The sequence below is a fragment of the Rugosimonospora africana genome, from assembly GCF_016862975.1.
GTDB classification, from domain to species: domain Bacteria; phylum Actinomycetota; class Actinomycetes; order Mycobacteriales; family Micromonosporaceae; genus Rugosimonospora; species Rugosimonospora africana.
Map to the genome: position 1 here is coordinate 112,036 of NZ_BONZ01000045.1, position 17,896 is coordinate 129,931.

Annotated in this window: 16 protein-coding genes; 6 read left to right on the forward strand and 10 right to left on the reverse strand. The window is 67.6% G+C overall.

Annotated elements, in window-relative coordinates; all coding sequences use genetic code 11:
* Nucleotides 1-8: 8 nt before the first annotated feature.
* Nucleotides 9-2,672 (forward strand): discoidin domain-containing protein, encoded by a 2,664-nt coding sequence (locus Raf01_RS24030; protein WP_203920241.1) that lies wholly within the window; start codon nucleotides 9-11, stop codon nucleotides 2,670-2,672.
* 70 nt (nucleotides 2,673-2,742) lie between these two features.
* On the opposite strand, the gene Raf01_RS24035 is transcribed toward Raf01_RS24030, so the two are convergent.
* The 8 genes from Raf01_RS24035 to Raf01_RS50615 form a co-directional block, all read right to left on the reverse strand.
* Nucleotides 2,743-4,152 carry a GH1 family beta-glucosidase gene (locus tag Raf01_RS24035; RefSeq protein WP_203920333.1) on the reverse strand — a complete coding sequence of 470 codons (1,410 nt, stop codon included), beginning with the start codon at nucleotides 4,150-4,152 and terminating at the stop codon, nucleotides 2,743-2,745.
* A 76-nt stretch (nucleotides 4,153-4,228) separates the two neighbouring features.
* Nucleotides 4,229-5,275: an ABC transporter ATP-binding protein gene (locus Raf01_RS24040; protein WP_239133859.1), complete on the reverse strand. Its 1,047-nt coding sequence runs from the start codon at nucleotides 5,273-5,275 to the stop codon at nucleotides 4,229-4,231.
* A gap of 2 nt (nucleotides 5,276-5,277) precedes the next feature.
* The gene (locus tag Raf01_RS24045; RefSeq protein ID WP_203920242.1) at nucleotides 5,278-6,294 is read right to left on the reverse strand and encodes an ABC transporter permease; all 1,017 of its coding nucleotides are present in this window, start codon (nucleotides 6,292-6,294) and stop codon (nucleotides 5,278-5,280) included.
* Nucleotides 6,295-6,297: 3 nt separating this feature from the next.
* Nucleotides 6,298-7,278, reverse strand: a complete 981-nt coding sequence (locus Raf01_RS24050; RefSeq protein WP_203920243.1) for an ABC transporter permease — start codon at nucleotides 7,276-7,278, stop codon at nucleotides 6,298-6,300.
* Nucleotides 7,275-8,369, reverse strand: a complete 1,095-nt coding sequence (locus Raf01_RS50915; protein ID WP_203920244.1) for an ABC transporter ATP-binding protein — start codon at nucleotides 8,367-8,369, stop codon at nucleotides 7,275-7,277. The genes Raf01_RS24050 and Raf01_RS50915 overlap by 4 nt, the downstream gene beginning before the upstream one ends.
* 97 nt (nucleotides 8,370-8,466) lie before the next feature.
* Complete coding sequence (locus tag Raf01_RS24060) at nucleotides 8,467-10,128, reverse strand: ABC transporter substrate-binding protein (protein WP_203920245.1); 1,662 nt, start codon at nucleotides 10,126-10,128, stop codon at nucleotides 8,467-8,469.
* 107 nt (nucleotides 10,129-10,235) lie between these two features.
* The gene (locus tag Raf01_RS24065; protein ID WP_203920246.1) at nucleotides 10,236-11,234 is read right to left on the reverse strand and encodes a LacI family DNA-binding transcriptional regulator; all 999 of its coding nucleotides are present in this window, start codon (nucleotides 11,232-11,234) and stop codon (nucleotides 10,236-10,238) included.
* Between the two features lie 374 nt (nucleotides 11,235-11,608).
* A complete protein-coding gene (locus Raf01_RS50615) occupies nucleotides 11,609-11,740 on the reverse strand; it encodes a hypothetical protein (protein ID WP_275413034.1) in 132 nt (43 codons plus the stop codon).
* 27 nt (nucleotides 11,741-11,767) lie between these two features.
* Between Raf01_RS50615 and Raf01_RS24070 the strand changes: the two genes are divergently transcribed.
* Together Raf01_RS24070 and coaD are read left to right on the forward strand one after the other, a co-directional pair.
* Entirely contained in the window at nucleotides 11,768-12,478 is a 711-nt protein-coding gene (locus Raf01_RS24070; RefSeq protein WP_203920247.1) for a hypothetical protein, read from the forward strand.
* A 39-nt stretch (nucleotides 12,479-12,517) separates the two neighbouring features.
* A complete protein-coding gene (gene coaD, locus Raf01_RS24075) occupies nucleotides 12,518-12,970 on the forward strand; it encodes a pantetheine-phosphate adenylyltransferase (RefSeq protein WP_203920248.1) in 453 nt (150 codons plus the stop codon).
* A gap of 10 nt (nucleotides 12,971-12,980) precedes the next feature.
* On the opposite strand, the gene Raf01_RS24080 is transcribed toward coaD, so the two are convergent.
* A complete protein-coding gene (locus Raf01_RS24080; protein ID WP_203920249.1) occupies nucleotides 12,981-13,358 on the reverse strand; it encodes a hypothetical protein in 378 nt (125 codons plus the stop codon).
* Between the two features lie 125 nt (nucleotides 13,359-13,483).
* Here Raf01_RS24080 and Raf01_RS24085 point away from each other — a divergent pair, with 125 nt between their 5' ends.
* Nucleotides 13,484-13,780, forward strand: coding sequence for a hypothetical protein (locus tag Raf01_RS24085; RefSeq protein ID WP_239133860.1), 297 nt, complete (start codon nucleotides 13,484-13,486; stop codon nucleotides 13,778-13,780).
* Nucleotides 13,781-13,865: 85 nt separating this feature from the next.
* On the opposite strand, the gene Raf01_RS24090 is transcribed toward Raf01_RS24085, so the two are convergent.
* Nucleotides 13,866-14,342: a hypothetical protein gene (locus tag Raf01_RS24090; protein ID WP_203920251.1), complete on the reverse strand. Its 477-nt coding sequence runs from the start codon at nucleotides 14,340-14,342 to the stop codon at nucleotides 13,866-13,868.
* A gap of 229 nt (nucleotides 14,343-14,571) precedes the next feature.
* Here Raf01_RS24090 and Raf01_RS24095 point away from each other — a divergent pair, with 229 nt between their 5' ends.
* Nucleotides 14,572-15,330 carry an N-acetyltransferase gene (locus Raf01_RS24095; RefSeq protein WP_203920252.1) on the forward strand — a complete coding sequence of 253 codons (759 nt, stop codon included), beginning with the start codon at nucleotides 14,572-14,574 and terminating at the stop codon, nucleotides 15,328-15,330.
* 296 nt (nucleotides 15,331-15,626) lie between these two features.
* Nucleotides 15,627-17,810 (forward strand): endo-beta-N-acetylglucosaminidase, encoded by a 2,184-nt coding sequence (locus Raf01_RS24100; protein ID WP_203920253.1) that lies wholly within the window; start codon nucleotides 15,627-15,629, stop codon nucleotides 17,808-17,810.
* The last annotated feature ends 86 nt before the right edge of the window (nucleotides 17,811-17,896 follow it).

A 17,896-nucleotide genomic window follows, 5' to 3' on the forward strand; every position in this document is an offset into this window, starting at 1 on the left:
AGCCTTTGATGCACGTCCCCGCAGAATCATGGGGCCGCCGCCGCGGCAGAATCTACGCGGCGATAGCCGCCGTCCTGCTCGCCCTGGTGGGCGGGTACGCGGCGACCACCGCCCTGCCGGCGAGCGCGGCCTCCAGCCTGCTCTCCCAGGGCAAGCCGGCCACCGCGTCCTCGGTCGAGAACGCCGGTACGCCGGCGTCCGCCGCGGTCGACGGCAACCTCACCGGCACCCGGTGGTCCAGCCAGTTCTCCGATCCACAGTGGATCCAGGTCGACCTGGGCCAGGTCGCCGCGCTGACTCAGATCACCGTGGTCTGGGAGAGCGCCTACGCGACCGCGTTCCAGCTCCAGTCGTCCAACGACGGCACCACGTGGACCACGCTGCAGAGCGTGACCAACGGTACCGGCGGCACGCAGACCTACAACGTCAGCGGCAGCGGCCGGTACGTGCGGCTGTACGGCACCGCCCGGGCCACCGGCTACGGATACTCGCTGTACGAGTTCCAGGTCTACGGCTCGACCGGCACCACCTCGCCCACGCCGAGCTCGACCGCGTGCGACACCGCCACCAACGCCGCGCTCAACAAGCCCGCGACAGCCTCCAGCACCGAGAACGGCGGCACCCCCGCCTCCTCCGCGGTGGACGGCAGCGGCACCACCCGCTGGTCCAGCGCGGCCAGCGATCCACAGTGGCTCACCGTCGACCTGGGCAGCGCGCAACCCATCTGCCAGGTGCAGATCAACTGGGAGACCGCGTACGGCAAGGCGTTCCAGATCCAGGTGTCCAACGACAACGCGACGTGGACCGTCCTTTCGTCGATAACCAACGGGACGGGTGGCAACCAGGTCATCAACGTCAGCGGCAGCGGGCGCTACGTGCGGGTGTACGGCACCGCGCGAGGCACCGGGTACGGGTACTCCATCTGGGAGTTCATCGTGCACCTCGGCGGCACCGCGACCAGCCCGAGCCCCACCCCCAGCACCAGCCCGACGCCGAGCCCGACGGGCACCACCGGCCCGATCCAGGGCGGAGGCTCGCTGGGCCCGAACGTGATCGTCTTCGACCCCTCGATGTCGAGCACGAGCATCCAGTCCCGGCTGGATTCGGTCTTCGCCCAGCAGGAGACCGCCCAGTTCGGCACCGGCCGGTACGAGCTGCTGTTCAAGCCCGGCTCGTACAGCGGCCTCAACGCCCAGATCGGCTTCTACACCTCGATCGCGGGTCTCGGCCAGAACCCCGACGACGTCGCCCTGCACGGTGACATCACGGTCGACGCGGGCTGGAACGCCGGCAACGCCACGCTCAACTTCTGGCGCTCGGCGGAGAACATGTCCCTCTACCCGGTCTCCGGGACCGACCGGTGGGCGGTCGCGCAGGCGGCGCCGTTCCGGCGGATGGACGTGCACGGTGGCATGACCCTGGCCTCGCCGAACTGCGGCTGGGCCTCCGGCGGTTACATCGCCGACAGCCGGGTCAGCGGCACCATCGGCCCGTGCTCGCAGCAGCAGTGGTACACCCGCAACAGCACCATCGGCGGCTGGAACGGCGCGGTGTGGAACATGGTGTTCTCCGGCGTGCAGGGCGCTCCCGCGCAGAGCTTCCCGAACCCGCCCTACACGGTGCTTCCGACCACCCCGGTGACGGAGGAGAAGCCCTACCTCTACACCGACACCTCGGGCGCCTACCGGGTGTTCGTACCGTCGCTGCAGAACAACAGCTCGGGCGCCACCTGGCTCAACGGCAACACCCCGGGTACCTCCATCCCACTCACCTCGTTCTACGTCGCGCAGCCGGGCGTCTCCGTGGCGACCCTCAACGCGGCCCTGGCCCAGGGCCTGAACCTGCTGTTCACCCCGGGCATCTACCACATCAACGCACCCATCAACGTCACCCGCGCGGACACCGTGGTCATGGGTCTCGGCTACGCGACCCTCGAAGCCGACAACGGCGTGACCCCGCTGAACATCGCGGACGTCAACGGCGTCAAGGTGTCCAGCCTGCTCATCGACGCCGGCACCACCAACTCGGCGTCACTGATGCAGGTCGGTCCGGCCGGCTCCTCGGCCAGCCACGCAAGCGACCCGAGCCTGGTCCAGGACGTGTTCTTCCGGATCGGTGGCGCCGGACCCGCCGCGGCGAGCGCCGCACTCGTGGTCAACAGCAGCAACACGATCATCGACCACATCTGGGCCTGGCGCGCCGACCACGGCGCCGGCGCGGGCTGGACCACCAACCCGGCCAACAACGGCCTGATCGTCAACGGCGCCAACGTGTCGGCCTACGGGCTGTTCGTCGAGCACTTCCAGCAGTACAACGTGGTCTGGAACGGCAACGGCGGCAAGACGATCTTCTTCCAGAACGAACTGCCGTACGACCCGCCGAGCGCGGCCGCGTGGTCGCACGACGGGATGACCGGCTGGGCGGCGTACAAGGTGGCCAACACGGTCACCACGCACGAGGCGTGGGGCCTGGGCAGCTACTGTGTCTTCACCACGGATTCGAGCATCGCCGCGTACCACTCGTTCGAGGTGCCCAACACCGCGGGCGTGAAGTTCCACGACGTGCTCACCGTCTCGCTCGGCAAAGGCTCTATCACCCACGTCATCAACGACACGGGCGACGCGGCGCTGCCGTCCTCGGTGGTACCGCACAACGTGGTCAGCTTCCCCTAGAGCACGGCACGGTAGGCGCCCCGCGTCCGGAACCTCGGTTCCGGGCGCGGGGCGCCGTGTCGCGGGTGGCTCAGCCCTGCTGGATCCGGCGGATCGTGTCGCGGTACCAGTAGGCGCTGCGCTTGGGGATGCGCCGCTGGGTCGCGTAGTCCACCCGGACGATGCCGAACCGCTTGTCGTACCCGTACGCCCACTCGAAGTTGTCCAGCAACGACCAGACGAAATAGCCGCGGACGTCGGCACCCGCCTGGCGCGCCTGCGCGACCGCGGCGATGTGCGAGGCCAGGTATTCGGTGCGGTCCTCGTCGTCCACGTGACCGTCGGCGTCCGGCTTGTCCTCGAAGGCCGCGCCGTTCTCGGTGACGACGATCGGCAGCCCAGGATAATCCCGACCGATGCGCACCAGCAGGTTCCGGAAGTCGTCCGCCATGATTTCCCAGCCGGTCGCGGTGCGCGGCAGGCCGTAGGGCAGGCCGCGCCCGACCGGGATCCCGTCCGCGTCGTGAGTCGAACCGTCCTCGGCACTGCCCGACGCGCGCTGGCTGAAGTAGTAGTTCACGCCGAGGCTGTCCAGCGGCGCGTTGATGACCTCGAGGTCACCGTCCCGTACCGGCAGCGCCACCCCGCGCCGCGCCAGGTCGGCGATCACGTCTCGCGGGTACCGGCCGTGCACCAGCGGGTCCAGGTAGAGGCGCAGTCCCAGACCGTCCGCGCGGCGGGCGGCCTCGTGGTCCTCCGGCGCGTCGGTGGCCGGGTTGGCGGTGCCCAGGTTGAGCGTGATGGCAAGCTCCAGCGGCCCGGTCGCCGAGTCCCGCAGCCGCCGCGCGGCCAACCCGTGCCCGAGCAGCAGATGGTGTACCGCGTGGATGCCGGCGGTGAAGTCGCGCCGCCCCGGCGCCTGCACGCCCTCCACGTATCCCAGCATCGCCGAGCACCACGGCTCGTTGAGCGTGGTCCAGTGGACCACCCGGTCGCCCAGCCGGTCGTAGACGAGCTGCGCGTAGTCGGCGAACCGGTGGGCGGTGTCGCGCACCGGCCAGCCGCCCGCGTCCTCCAGCTCCTGCGGGAGGTCCCAGTGATACAGCGTGAGCCACGGCGTGACGCCCTGCGCCAGCAGTTCGTCGACCAGCCGCTCGTAGAAGGCGATGCCGGCCGGGTTGACCGGTCCGCGCCCGTGCGGCTGCACCCGCGGCCAGGCCACCGAGAAGCGGTACGTGTCGATGCCCAGCTCGCGGATGAGCGCCACATCCCCGGGCATCCGGTGGTAGTGGTCGCAGGCGGTGTCGCCCACGTCGCCGTTGTCGATCGCACCGGGTACCTGGCAGAAGGTGTCCCAGATGGACGGTGTTCGGCCGTCCTCGGCGACGGCTCCTTCGATCTGGTACGCCGACGTCGCCGTACCCCAAAGGAACGTGGCCGGCAGGCGGTTGATGGTTTCGTCATGACGGCTGACGGCCGCGCTGGCCCCCGGATTGGTGATCACGGCTCTCCTGTTCAGACAAAGGTTTCACCCGCCCTCGCGACTCGGGTGGGAGGCGCATCGGTCAAGTCCGGTATCAGTCGATGGCGCCACCGGCCGGGTGCAGCCAGCACGCGACCGTTCGCGCCTCGCGAACCCTGTCCGCTGGAGAACCGAGCACCGGTATGTCGACCGCGCACGGATCGAATCGCCGGGGGCAGCGGGGATGGAACGAGCACCCGGACGGCATCGCCTGCAGGTCGGGTGGGGATCCGGGGATCCCGGCCAGCTCGCGGCGCGGCCCGCGCAGGGCCGGGAACGAGTGCAGCAGGCCGTGGCTGTAGGGATGCAGGGCGTCTCGGTAGAGCAGGGCGGCCGGTGCCTCCTCGACGATCCGGCCGCCGTACATGATGGCGATCCGGTCCGAGAACTCGACCAGCAGCGACAGGTCATGGGTGATGAACAGCACCGAGAAGCCGAACCGCTCGCGCAGCTCGACGATCTGGCGCAGGATCTGCCGCTGCATCACCACGTCCAAGGCCGTGGTGGGCTCGTCCATGATGACGATCTTCGGCTCCAGAGCCAGCGCCATACCGATCATGACCCGCTGGCGCATGCCACCGGAGAGCTGATGCGGGTACGCGTGGAGCCGGTCCGGCGCGATACCGACCATCGTGAGTAGTTCCCGGGCCCGGTCCAGCATCGCCCGCCGGCTCATCCCCGGCGAGTGCGCGGCGATGACGTCGATCAGTTGAGTGGACACCTTGTGCACCGGGTTCAGCGAGTTCATCGCTCCCTGGAACACGATCGAGGTCTCGGCCCAGCGGAACGCCCGCAGCGCCAGCGGGGCGAGGGTGAGCACGTCGACCGGCTCGCCGTCCGGCGGGCTGTAGATGACCTCGCCGGCGCTGATGACTCCCGGCGGCGGCAGGAGCCGGGCCAGCCCGTAGGCCAGCGTCGACTTGCCGCTGCCGCTCTCCCCCGCCAGGCCCAGCACCTCGCCGCGGCGCAGCGTCAGGCTCACGTCGCGCACGGCCCGCACGGCGTTGTCGTCGACACCGTAGTCGACGCACAGCCCGCGGATGTCCAGCACGGCGTCGGCGGCGATGGATCGGGACGGCTTCATCGTCAGGGGTTTGCTCATGCTCATCGTTCGTTGTCCTCACCGCGTGGGGGTGCCTGTACGACCGGGGTGAAACCCACCCGCATCCGGACCCGGCGACCGTCGGCGGCCCGGAACGACCGCCGGGCGTTGCTGCGCAGCCGAGGGTTGACGAACTCGTCGATGCCGAAGTTCACCAGCGACAGCGCGGTGCCGAACAGCGCGATGCACAGGCCGGCCGGGACGAACCACCACCAGGCACCCTGCGGCAGCGCCTGCTGGCCCTGCGCCCAGAACAGGATCTCGCCCCAGTTCCACTCGGAGATGCCGGAGACGCCGACGAACGCCAGCGCGATCTCGGTGGCCACCGCGAACATGACCGTGCCGATGAACGACGAGGCGATGATGGCGGTCAGGTTGGGCAGGATCTCGAAGCCGATGAGGCGCCAGGTCGACTCGCCGGTCGCCCGGGCGGCCTCGACGAAGTCGCGCCGGCGCAGCGACAGGGTCTGCGCGCGCAGCAGCCGGGCGCCCCACGCCCAGGAGGTGCACCCGATCACCAGGGCGATCGTCCAGTCGCCCGAGTTGGGCACCACGTTGGTGATGATGATGATCAGCGGCAGGGCCGGGATGACGATGAACACGTTGGAGATCGCGGACAGGCTCTCGGCCGCGGCTCCCGACAGGTACCCCGACGTCACGCCGATGACCACACCGACCACGGTGGCGACCGCCCCGGCGGCCAGGCCGACGAACATCACGCTGCGGGTACCGACGATCACCTGGCTGAAGATGTCCTGGCCGATGTGTGTGGTGCCGAACCAGTGCTTCCACCCCGGTCCCTGAAGGATGTCGCTACTGCGCTTGCTCGGGTCGTACGGCGCGATGGTGTCGCCGAGGACGGCCACCACCGCGAAGATGAGCAGGATGACCAGTCCGGTGGTCACCTTGCCGTTGACCAGGAACCGGCGTAGGCCGCGACCGCGCCGGGGCGCGCCACCGGTACCGGTCAGGTCGGGTGGCGGCGTCGCGGTGGTCAGTCCGGTGGCTGCGGCGGTCATCGCTCAGCCCTCCTTGCGGGTACGAGGATCGAGCGCCAGGTAGGCGATGTCGGCCAGGAAGTTCGCGGCGAGCACGGCGAGCGTCACCACCAGGAAGATGCCCTGGATCAGCGGGTAGTCATGCCGGGCGATGGCCTGCAGCATCTGCAGCCCGATACCGGGGTAGGAGAACACGTACTCGACCAGAAAGGTGCCGCCGACGACCAGCCCGAGCGCCATGCCGAAGCCGGAAACGCTGGGCAGCAGTGCGTTGCGGGCGGCATAGCCCATCACCACGCGCCGCTCGGACAGCCCCTTGGCGTGCGCCACGGTGACGTAGTCCTCGGCGGTGACGGTCACCATCATGTTGCGCATGGACAGCAGCCAGCCGCCGACCGAGGCGACGACGATGGTGATGGCGGGAAGCAGCCCGTGCTCGATGGCGTTGCCGATGAACTCCAGGTTCCAGCTGGGTACCAGTCCCGGGTCGTACCCGCCGGAGATCGGCAGGAAGTAGCCGGCGTACGTGACGACGCTGACCGCGATCAGGCCGAGCCAGAAGTACGGGATCGACGACAGGAACGTGGTGACCGGCAGCAGGCCGTCCAGCCAGGAGCCGCGCCGCCAGCCGACGACGATTCCGAGCAGGGTGCCGATCGCGAAGCTGATGATGGTGGTGACGCCGATCAGCAGCAGCGTCCAGGGCAGTGCCGAGGCGAGCACCGAGGTGACCGGCAGCGGGAAGTTGCCGAACGAGATGCCCAGGTCGCCGTGGCTGAGCTGTTCGAGGTAGTCGACGTACTGCATCCACACGCTCTCGTGCTTGTCGAGTCCAAACAGGACGGTCAGCGACTGGATCTGGTCGCTGGTGATCTGCCCGCGCATCCCGGCGACGAGTGCCGAGACCGGGTCGCCGGGGATCAGCCGGGGGATGAAGAAGTTGATGGTGATCGCGGCCCACGCGGTGAACACGTAGAACGCGAAGCGGCGCAGGAAGAATCTCATGCCGCGACCCCCTCGAACAGCCAGCAGGCGGCCCAGTGCTCGCCGGTGTCGCCCACCTGAAGGCGCGGCGGCAGTTCCGTGCGGCACTTGTCCATCACGAACGGGCAGCGCGGGTGGAACCGGCAGCCGGCCGGCGGCGAGATCAGGCTCGGCGGTTCGCCGCCCGGGACGGGCGCGCCGGCCCCGCCGACACCGCCAGCCGTGCCGGCCTCGCCGGCCCCGCCGGCCTCGCCGAGCGAACCGGCCTCGCTGGTGAGGCGGTCCGGATCGGGAGCGGACTCGACGAGCAGCCGCGTGTACGGGTGCGCCGGCCGCTGGGTCACCGTCTCGCTGTCGCCGCCCTCGACCATCCGGCCGGCGTACATCACCAGGACCGTGTCCGCGAAGTAGCGCGCCGAGGCGATGTCATGGGTGATGTAGAGGATGGCGAGGTTCAGCCGCTCCTTGAGGTCACGCAGCAGATTGAGCACGCCGAGCCGGATCGAGACGTCCAGCATCGACACCGGCTCGTCGGCCAGCAGCGCCTCGGGATCGGCCGCCAGGGCGCGGGCGATGGCCACCCGCTGGCGTTGACCGCCGGACAGCTCATGCGGGTACTTGCTGAGGTAGCGGTCGGCGGGCGTGAGCTGCACCCGGTCGAGCAGGTTCGCCAGCGCCGCACGCAGCTGCTCCTTCCCCTGGCCCGCGCGGCCGTGGATGCGCAGCGCCCGGGTCAGGTGGTATTCGACGTTGTGCACCGGATTCAGCGAGGCGAACGGGTCCTGGAAAATCAGCTGTACCCGGCGGCAGTACGCCCGGAACCGCCGGCCTCCCCGGGCGGTGGCCAGCGGAGTGGGCTCCCCGTGCAGCCGAATGTCTCCGGAGGTGCGGGGATAGAGTTGGGCGAGCAGGCGGGCGACCGTCGACTTTCCCGAGCCGGACTCCCCCACCAGGCTGGTGACCTGGCCACGGAGCAGTCGCAGGTCCACGTCGTCGACCGCGTGGACGACCCGGACCTCCCTGCTCAGGGCCGCCCGCCCGCGCTTGCGCACGGGAAAGTGCTTGGTGAGACCTTCAGCCTCAAGGACTACTTCGGCGGCGGGGGTCGTCATGGACGGGACACTCCTTGCGATCCGAGAGCGGGGATTGCGACGGTGCGTGCCGGACAGTCCTCGGGGATCTCGGTCCGGCACGCACTGTCGCGAGGCGTCAGGAGGCAGGCGTCAGGTGCAGGACGACGTCGAGCATGCCCGGACGGGTCGGCTGGTTGGCTTCGTACGGGTTGCTCTCGTCCGGCCACCCGGTCCACTTCGCGGTCGAGTACTCGGCACCGAGGTTGCCGGCCGAGGTCGGGATCATCGGCATCTGCTCGACCATGATCTGCTCGATCTTCTCCAGCGCGGCCTGCCGCCCGGCGTCGTCCGTGGCGGCCGTGTACGCCTTGAGCGCCGCGGTGGCGTCCGGACTGTTGAAGCGGCCGTAGTTGCCGGAGGCGGTGGTGCCGATCGGCTGCAGCTGCGCGCTGTCCATGATGTTCTGGTACATGTCGTAAGGGGTCGCCCCGCCGTTGGTCCAGTGCATCACGGCGTCGAAGTTGCCCTTGCCGACGGCGTCGAACCACGCGTCCTGGTTCGCTTTGTCGATGCTGGCGGTGATGCCGATGGTGGCCAGGTTGTCCTTGATGATGGTCAGATCGGTCTGGTAGTCGTTCCAGTCCGCCGGGTCGCTCAGCGTCAAGGTGACCGCCTTGCCGGTCGGGTCCTTCAGCGTGTTGCCGGCGTAGGTGAAGCCGTTGTCGGTCAGCTCCTTCTTGGCCGTGGCGACGTCGGCCTGCGAGGACTTGCCCTTGTACTGTGCCGCGATGAACGGGTCACCCGCGGGGGTTGGGATACCTGTGATGTTGTCGATCTTCGGCTTGAAGTAGCCGGCCTCGCCCTCGTTGAAGATGTCGTCCCGGTTGACCACCATGCTCATCGCCCGGCGCAGGTGCGGGTTGTCGAACGGCTTCTTGGTGGTGTTGAACCACAGGCCGTCGGCGCTGAGCGCCGGCGGGAACCACAGCTTGAAGTGCGCCGGGTCGCGGGCCACGAAGGTGGACTTCGCGTTGGCCAGGAATTCGTAGCTCCAGTCGGTCGCGCCGCTGGTCAGCGCGGGAAGCTGAGTGTCGTTGCCGCTGTAGGTGGTGCAACGGATCTCGCCGACCTTCGGCGGCTTCTGCCAGTAGTCGCTGCGCACGTCCAGCGTGACTGTCGACGGCGTGACGGACTTGATCTTGTACGGGCCGGTACCGATCGGGTTGGCGACCGTGTCCTTCGACGGGTCCGCCATCGCCGACCACTGCTTCTTGTTGACGACCTGAGTCGAGAGGATCTTCGTTCGGTTCACGTACTGCGACCCGTCGAAGTTCACCGTCACGGTGCTGCCGCTGCTGGACACATCCTTGATGGGCAGCGCGTAGTAGTTGACTCCCTTGTTGTCCTTCATGATCTGGAAGGAGTAGGCCACGTCGTCGGCGGTCATCGCGGATCCATCGGACCACTTGACGTTGTCCCGGATAGTCAGCGTCAGGGTGCTGTACCCGTTGGACCAGTCCCACTTGGTGGCAAGCCACGGCTTCGGGTCGGCGGTCGGCTTGGCCTCGTTCTGCAGGGCCAGCGGCTCCCAGATCAGCCAGGTGTATCCCAGGTGCTTGGCGAACGAGGCGTCCAGGTACGGGTTGTTGTTGGCCGGCAGCGTCGCGCCGTCGGGCATACCGATGTTCAGCACGCCGGAAGACTTGGTGGTGGCAGCGCTCTTGCCGCCGCACGCGGCCAACCCGGTCATCGCCAGGCTGCCCGCGAGCAACGCGGTCAACGTACGGTTAACGCGCATGAGTCCTCACTTCTTGTCGAGTGGTTCACCGCGGTCCGCCGCGGGTGACCCACCCGCGGGGTGTGGAACGCCGGACGGGACGGAGTACGTCCGGCCTGATGCGCCGATCAGATTCGGGTCGAGCCCCGGACGACCAAGGCGGTGGGCAGCACCTCGGGAGCGCCGGACAGCGATGTCCCGTCGAAGTGCGCCATGAGCAGGCGGGCAGCCCGTTCGCCCATCTCCCGTAGCGGCTGGTGCACGGTGGTCAACGTCGGCTCGGTATAAGTGGCCAGCGGGACATCGTCGAACCCGACGACGGCGACGTCGTCGGGGATCCGAAGTCCCGCGTCGTGGATCGCGCGGAGTGTGCCGGCCGCGGAGAGGTCGTTGTGCGCGAATACACAGTCGAATCCAAGGCCGGCCGCGAGCACCCGCGCGACCGAGTCACGACCGCCCTCGAAGGTGAAGTCACCGTCCACGACGCGTGACTCGTCGATGGTGATACCGGCATCCCGGTAGGTGTCCGCGAAGCCGATCAGACGTTCCTGGCTGCAGCCCAGCTCCCTGGGCCCCATCACGACCAGCGGTCGACGCCGGCCCAGGTCGAGCAGGTGTCGGGCGGCTTGCGCGCCCCCGCTGCGATTGGCCGGGGCCACCGACGGGAACTGCGGGCGATTCTCGCGGTCATCGACCAGGACCACAGGCAGTCCGCCCGCGTGCAGTTCGGTCAGGTATTCCAGAGTTCCCGCCGGCTCGATCGCCACCAGGCCGTCGAATGCCTTCGCCGATACCTGGGAGGCGAACCGGCGGATCGAGTTCTCGCCCTGGGTGCAGCTGAACAGCAGCAGGCCGTACCCCTCTGCCTCCACGACATCGACGACGCCCTGGAGCACCTCGCCGACCCAGGCCCAGGTCAGCGACGGTACGAGCATGCCCACCACCCGGGTCCGCCCGCGCGCGAGACTCACCGCCCGGGCACTGGGCACGTAACCGAGTTCCTCGATCACCTGCCGAACCCGCGCGGCCGTCTCGGGATCGAGATCGTCCTTGCCGTTGAGCACCCGGGAGACAGTTGTCTTGCTGACCCCGGCGCGGGCGGCGACGTCGGCCATCGTGATCGACATGACCAGCCACCTCTCGTGTTGGGGTCGCAAACGCAGCCGGATCCAGGGCGCCTTCGTCAAACCGGTACCGGTTCCGGTACCGGTTGCGGAACCGGTACCGTGAAGTGAACCGCGTCGATGTGAACTCGGTCAATGACGAAGAGATAACGATCGGGTACCGCGCGAACACCGCTCGGGCCGCGCCTGGACGATCACACCCTCGGCGGTTTCCGCACCGGCGCGCTGAGCGGCGCTGTACTCCCGCGCTGGCACCGGGCGTACCGGAGCAGGCCGGCACGCCCGGTGGGCGGTCACAGGGATAGACGCGCTCGGCGTCGGGTACGGGCGTCAACCCGCGAGAATCGGGCGACCGGGTAATCGCACCGGCCTCATGCTCAAGCTGCGGCGCCGGCGAGGCTTGGCAACCGCAGCGGCGATGCGAGCGCCCGGTCCCAGGTGAGGCTGATCCCGAGGCTGTCGGTGAGCAGCCGCTGATAGTCGGCCAGGTGCTCGGCGTCGCCGCGCACCGCTGCCGGGGTTCGGCATCCCAGCAGATGACGAGCGACCTGTCCGGTTACGACATCCACTACTACCCGACCGGCGCCACGGACATCTCCTCCGGCGCGGTCGCGCCGTGGATGCTGTCCCTGGAGAACACCATCAACGGCAACGATCCCGGCAACAAGCCGATGTACGTCGAAGAGGTCGGGTGGAAGTACGGATGGGACTCCACGAACGACGCTCAACCCCACGTCAGTGACTACACGTACGGGCTGAACATGGCGGCCATGGGCATCCAGTTGGCATGCGACGGCGCCTCAGCGCCGATGGCATCGCGCCTCGCCGACCTCGGCAGCCCCAAGGTGTGGGGCATGTACGACGGCGCCGGCGGGGACACCTCGCTACGGCCATGGAGCTACTCCTGGACCATGCTCACTCAGGCGTTCCCCAAGGACGCGACCCTCTACAAGCCCACACAGCCGACATCCGTCTTCACCATGCTCGGATCGATCGGCTCCGGAAGCTCACGGCACTGGTCCATCGCCGTCGCGAACCTGACCTCGAACACCAGCACACAGACCTTCACCCTGCCGAACTCCGCCGGCCGTACTCTCCACGCCTACCGCTACGTCGACGGGACACGAGCCACGAACTCGGATGGGTTCCCGGCAAGCACCGACACCGTCACTGCCGCGAGCAACGGGGACGTCACGGTCTCGGTGGCCGCGGACAGCATGCTCCTGCTGTCCGACATCGACGGCTGAGCAGTACCGCGGACCAGCGTGGGCTCGTAGTCTGGCTTGGTGACGCACGCGGCTGAGCGCAGTCTCGGGTCGTCCCGAGTGGTCTATCCGGGGACGTTCGACCCGTTCACACCGGGTCATCTGGATATCGTTGAACGGGCGCGCCGCATGTTTGATCAGGTCACGGTTCTCGTCGCCGTCAACGACGGCAAGCGGCCGTCCGGGACGACTGTTGCGCGGGCGAGGCAGATCCGGGACTTGCTTCCGGCGGGCTGGGAGAACGTCACGGTGGCCGCGTGGCATGGGTTGACTGCCGACTACTGCCGGCACACCGGGTGCGGGCTGATCATCCGTGGGGTCAGGAACTCGACCGATTACTCACGTGAGTACGAACTCGCCGCAATGAACAAAGCGCTCGGCGTAACGACGCTGTTCATTCCTGCCCGGCCGGAATTGGTGACGATGTCGTCCACTGCAGTTCGCCTATCGGGTCAAGGCTCCTTCGTCCGGTGATGATCGGTCGCTACCTCGGGTCGTCGGTCTGCCAGGGGTGGAGGAACTGTTCGGGCCGGAGGCCCCATGCTTCAAGGGCAGCGGTGAACTGGGCCTCTCCGGTGACGGTGGTGGCTTGGACGAGGGTCGCGCCGATGTCGTAGTCGAAGCCGGTGATCTGCTCGGCGTCGTAGTCCCAGTGCGCCAGCTTGAAGCTGCGATCTCGCTCGGATCGGGTCCAGCCTTGCCGTCGTGCGCGGGCGTCGGCGACGGTCGCGACGGGCCGGATCTCGACGAACGCTCGTCTGCTCGGCCCTGACGCTGATACCTCGGTCACCAAGCGACGACCGATACGCAGCGCGGTCAGCTTGTCGGTGGGCCACTGCGTCTGTCTGCCGTCGCTGTTCATGTCGCCTTGCCTTCTACGGAAGCCGCACGCGGGGTTCGAGCGTCAACACATTAGCCTTAGTCATGCTCGAGGCCGGGAATCGGCGGCGTAGCCAACCAGCGCCGCCTCGCGTCATATTCGAAGCGTTGACTGAGCCGGATCGAGATCCGGCGCGTCCGTGGCTACTGCTCCTGGATGACGAACAACCCCCGCGCACACTCCAGGCCGACAAGCCTGATCTCGTCGTGTGGTCCTCCATCTGGCGTAAGCGACCAGACGCGATCGTGCGCTTCGAACTGCCTTCCGACGGCGGGGCTGGAACCAATCTGCGCTGGATCCTTCTCCTGGAGGATCCGATGCCCGAACCGTCCCTGATCGGGCACATGCGCAAGCGGCTTAACCAGCTGATCAACGCGAACCTCAGGTTTACGTTCGGTCAGTAGAGGCTGGCTTCCGGTGGCCCGGGGTTAGCAATCCAAGGAGTAATGGGGTTGATTCCACTCCGTGCGTGACACTCGGCCGATCGCCTCACAGGCCGCACGGAGTGCCGTCAGTCCCGTAGAACCAGGCATGGGTACCGGGCGGCGATGGCGGCAGTTGCCCTCGGACGAGATCGACAATGGCATCGGCAACTTCGGCAACCTGGCTTGTGTCAATCGTTGATGCGCCGCGAAGGAACACGCGATGACCATCGACCTCGTAACCCCGTGCGACCTGCTCAGGCGTCATGCTCCCACGAGCACGTAGGCGCTGCGCCGCCTCAATGAAGAGAGCCTGAAGCCGTTCACGCTGCGCTTCGGTCATGTCGGCCGGCACATGCAGACCGTACGTCCCCTGCACAATGACAGCCCTTCGCAGCCCATCCAGAAGGTCATCTACCCAGGACTCGTTCAGCCCGGCGGCCTCGACAAGCTGGATCACCTCGACCGCAAGGATCGCGAGACTGACGTCGTACGCCCAGAACCAGTGATCGTCGTCCAGGACCACCGCCACTGTCTTACTCAAGAACCGTCCTCCTGCTCCCCGAACAACCCAGCCCAACCTCGCCGAACGATCATCCAGCCGGAGCTCTCACGAATCAACCGACATTGATCCGTGTCTCATCGACTGAAGTCCGGCAGCTCACAGGTAGCTCTGTCCGGTCTCGTAACGCGCGTGTCAATCGTCAGCGCCTCGGGTCGTAGACGCGAGAAAATCAAACGCCCCGGCACGCTGGCCTCCCTACGATCCGAGCATGGATCTGCGCATCGTGACCGTCGCCGAGCGGCCCACCATGAAGTCCTCGTTCGCGAACGCGGAGAAGACCGATCCGTGGCCCGCGTTCATGAACGAAGACCCCATCGCCCTGCTCTACTACAGCGACAACCGGACCGCACACCCCGAGTACGGACTGATCGCCTACGACGCCGACGCGCCGGACCAGGCGATCGCCCGCGCCTTCTGCGTACCTTTCGCCTGGGATGGCGACCCTGCTCTGGGCGAGTTGCCGGAAGACGGGTTCGACGGTGTGATCTGGCGCTCGGCGCGCGACCGGCAGGTCGGGCGGAAACCGAACCTGGTCTCGGCGTTGGAGATCACCGTCCCCACAGACCTACAGGGCACCGGCCTGTCGGGGAAGATGCTGGCGGCGATGCGGGACAACGTGGCACGCCTCGGCTTCGAGCACCTGGTCGCCCCGGTGCGACCCAACCACAAGCACCTGGCTCCCGACGTCCCGATCGAGGAGTACGCGGCGCTGGTTCGCGAGGACGGCCTGCCCCAGGATCCGTGGCTGCGCGTTCATGTCCGGGCCGGCGGCCGGATCGTCGGCACCTGCAAGCGCGCGATGGTCATCCCCGGCACGCTGGACGAGTGGCGTTCCTGGACCGGCCTGCCGTTCGACAAGTCGGGGCCGGTCGTCGTGCCCGGCGCACTCGTGCCGGTCCAGTGCAGCGTCGAGCACGACTACGCGGTCTACGTCGAGCCGGGCGTATGGGTGCACCACCGGCTGTGAGCGGGAACGGTCTCGGCGCGCGTCCGCCACAACCGTAGGGAGGTCGTCACTGGCGCGAATGCTGTTGTCATCAACGGGCAAGCCTTGGCGAGAACCAGGCCGCACCGGTGGGAACTGGACTTCTCGCGCTCACTTCTACAAATCTCCTGATACCCCCTAGCCGTCAAACTAGTGTCTGGAGTGCGAGGGCGGCTCATCTCCGACGACAGCGCCGGCCTCGTGAGCGCCAGCTGCCAACGGGGGAAGGCACGAGCATGTCCGAGTTTCCTGCCATCGACAGACGACGATTTCTCACGATGGCAGGGGCGGCCAGTGTCGCAGTCGGTGCCGCCGCGGTCTTTGGCGAGGCGGTGGCTTCGGCCGACACAATGTCGGTCGTACCGGAACTGCCTGCTGGCGTACCGTCCCTGCACGGCTACGACGCGCCAGCGATCAAGGCGTGGACTCCGGAGACCGATCCGTTCGCGAAGTACTTCCGTTCCCGCGTGCCGCTGGCGAAGCGGATCCGCACGTTCGCACCCACCCAGGCAAATCCCAGCCTCACGCCCAACCCGCAGCTGCTGTCACTGTCCAACGACTATGTGGAGCCCAACAACAAGGTGGTCATGCATCCGTACGGCGACAGCTTCAATGCGTACGCCCTACGATTCTGGCAGTACCTCGACACCTTCGGTTCCTGGCATGGGCTGCCCACATTCGGCCAGATCGACGCCCCGGACCCGCATTTCGGGGTCGTCAACCCGCCCAACCCGACCTGGACGGACGCGGCTCACCGCAACGGCGTCCTGAGCCTCGGCGCGTGGTTCTGGCCGCGCGATCCGGACGAGTTCGCTCCGCTGGTCGAACGACGACCGGACGGCTCGTTCCCGGTGGCGGACAAACTCATCGAGATGGCGACCTACTTCGGGTACGACGGCTACTTCATCAACCAAGAAAACCAGTTCGACCCGATCGATCCCGCGGAGGCTCTGCTGCTGCAGGAGATGCTCGGCTATCTCACCCGTACCGCGCCCAAGGGCTTCTACGTCCAGTGGTACGACGCCATGCTTCTCACCGGTGTGGTGGAGTACCAGAACGAGTTCAACACGAAGAACTCGCCGTGGATCATCTCCGACGGAACGCGCATCTGCGACAGCATCTTCCTCAACTACGACTGGTCGCAGGAGCGCCTGCAACGCTCACACGACTACGCCATCTCACTCGGGCTCGATCCGTTGCAGACAGTCTTCGCCGGCACCGAGCTGGCGATGAACATGTTCTCCCAGCCGGAGGATCCGCGTTGGATCTTCCCCGAGGGCATGCCTGTCCGGACGAGCTGGGCACTGTTTGGTACGGACTTTCCCTTCACCCTGGCGACGGGCGACAAGAACACCGTCGAGGGACAGCGACAGGCGTACGTCTACGAGCGGCAGCTGTGGTCGGGACCCCGCCAAGACCCCGCACACGCGGGCCGCCTGCTGCCACCGACCGGCACCGACAACGCCAATCCGGAGCGCTGGGACGGTGTGGCCTACACCAACGTCGAGAAGTCGACCGTCGGGTGTTATCCGTTCGTCACCCGGTTCAACACCGGCACAGGCCAGAAGTTCTTCCTGCGCGGACGGCTCGCCAGCGAGCAGCCATGGTTCAACATCGCGATCCAGGACCTGTTGCCCACGTGGCAGTGGTGGGTACGGAAGGCGGACGGCTCGGCGTACGAAGGACTGAACGTCGACTACGACTACGACCTCGCCTACGACGGCGGCACGTCCCTCGTTGTCTCCGGCGCGTTGGCTGCCGACGCGGCCGTCGAGTTGCGACTGTTCAAGACCTGGCTTCCGGTCCGAAAGGACGTAGAGCTCAACCTGACCTATGCGACGGGAAGGGCCGACGCCGAGAGCCACCTGCGCGTCGGCCTCACCTTTGCCGACAGCCCCACCAAGGTGACGTGGCTCGAAGTCGGGAAGTCGAACTCGCGCGGCTGGAATCACCGCTGCCTGTCGCTCGGGTGCTACGCCGGTCGGACGATCGCGGCGCTGAGTCTCGGGTTCAGGTCGACGACAGCCCTCAACGACTACGGAGTACACATCGGAGCGCTCAGCGTGCAGACCGCCGACCGTAGGGATGCGCCACGCCAGCCGCGCGGTCTTACCGTCGACGGCACCCATGTCGACGGGGACACCGCGACCGTGTACCTGTCGTGGGTTCTCTCCCGAAACGGCGTGGCGCACTACGACCTCTTCCGGGTGGCGACGGGCGCGAACGGCACGGACGGTGCGGCCGCCGCCGGTACACCCACCGCCGGTGCACCCGCCGCCCCCGACGGCCGTCAGACGAGGCCGAAGAGGGAGTGGATCGGGCGGATCTTCGGCGACGCCTTCGTCGTGCCCGACCTGAAACGCCAGGGTACCGAGACCAGTACCTGCATCGAGCTGGTCGCCGTCTCACCTCTCGGCGTCACTAGCCGGGCGGCGCGGACCACGTTCAACTGGACGAGGTGACCGCCCCGACGCGTCCGCGTTCACAGCGGGATGGCCGGTTCCTGCGCCCTCGCGCCCGTCGATCATCGGGTACGGCATGCCGATCG

What these genes read in the sequence shown, in the direction of transcription:
- Raf01_RS24060 (WP_203920245.1), bottom strand. Translation starts at nt 10,128, where the DNA reads ATGCGCGTTAACCGTACGTTGACCGCGTTGCTCGCGGGCAGCCTGGCG.
- Raf01_RS24050 (WP_203920243.1), bottom strand. Translation starts at nt 7,278, where the DNA reads ATGAGATTCTTCCTGCGCCGCTTCGCGTTCTACGTGTTCACCGCGTGG.
- Raf01_RS24070 (WP_203920247.1), top strand. Translation starts at nt 11,768, where the DNA reads ATGACGAGCGACCTGTCCGGTTACGACATCCACTACTACCCGACCGGC.
- Raf01_RS24095 (WP_203920252.1), top strand. Translation starts at nt 14,572, where the DNA reads ATGGATCTGCGCATCGTGACCGTCGCCGAGCGGCCCACCATGAAGTCC.
- Raf01_RS24100 (WP_203920253.1), top strand. Translation starts at nt 15,627, where the DNA reads ATGGCAGGGGCGGCCAGTGTCGCAGTCGGTGCCGCCGCGGTCTTTGGC.
- Raf01_RS24080 (WP_203920249.1), bottom strand. Translation starts at nt 13,358, where the DNA reads ATGAACAGCGACGGCAGACAGACGCAGTGGCCCACCGACAAGCTGACC.
- Raf01_RS24040 (WP_239133859.1), bottom strand. Translation starts at nt 5,275, where the DNA reads ATGAGCAAACCCCTGACGATGAAGCCGTCCCGATCCATCGCCGCCGAC.
- Raf01_RS24030 (WP_203920241.1), top strand. Translation starts at nt 9, where the DNA reads ATGCACGTCCCCGCAGAATCATGGGGCCGCCGCCGCGGCAGAATCTAC.
- Raf01_RS50915 (WP_203920244.1), bottom strand. Translation starts at nt 8,369, where the DNA reads ATGACGACCCCCGCCGCCGAAGTAGTCCTTGAGGCTGAAGGTCTCACC.
- Raf01_RS24065 (WP_203920246.1), bottom strand. Translation starts at nt 11,234, where the DNA reads ATGTCGATCACGATGGCCGACGTCGCCGCCCGCGCCGGGGTCAGCAAG.
- Raf01_RS24045 (WP_203920242.1), bottom strand. Translation starts at nt 6,294, where the DNA reads ATGACCGCCGCAGCCACCGGACTGACCACCGCGACGCCGCCACCCGAC.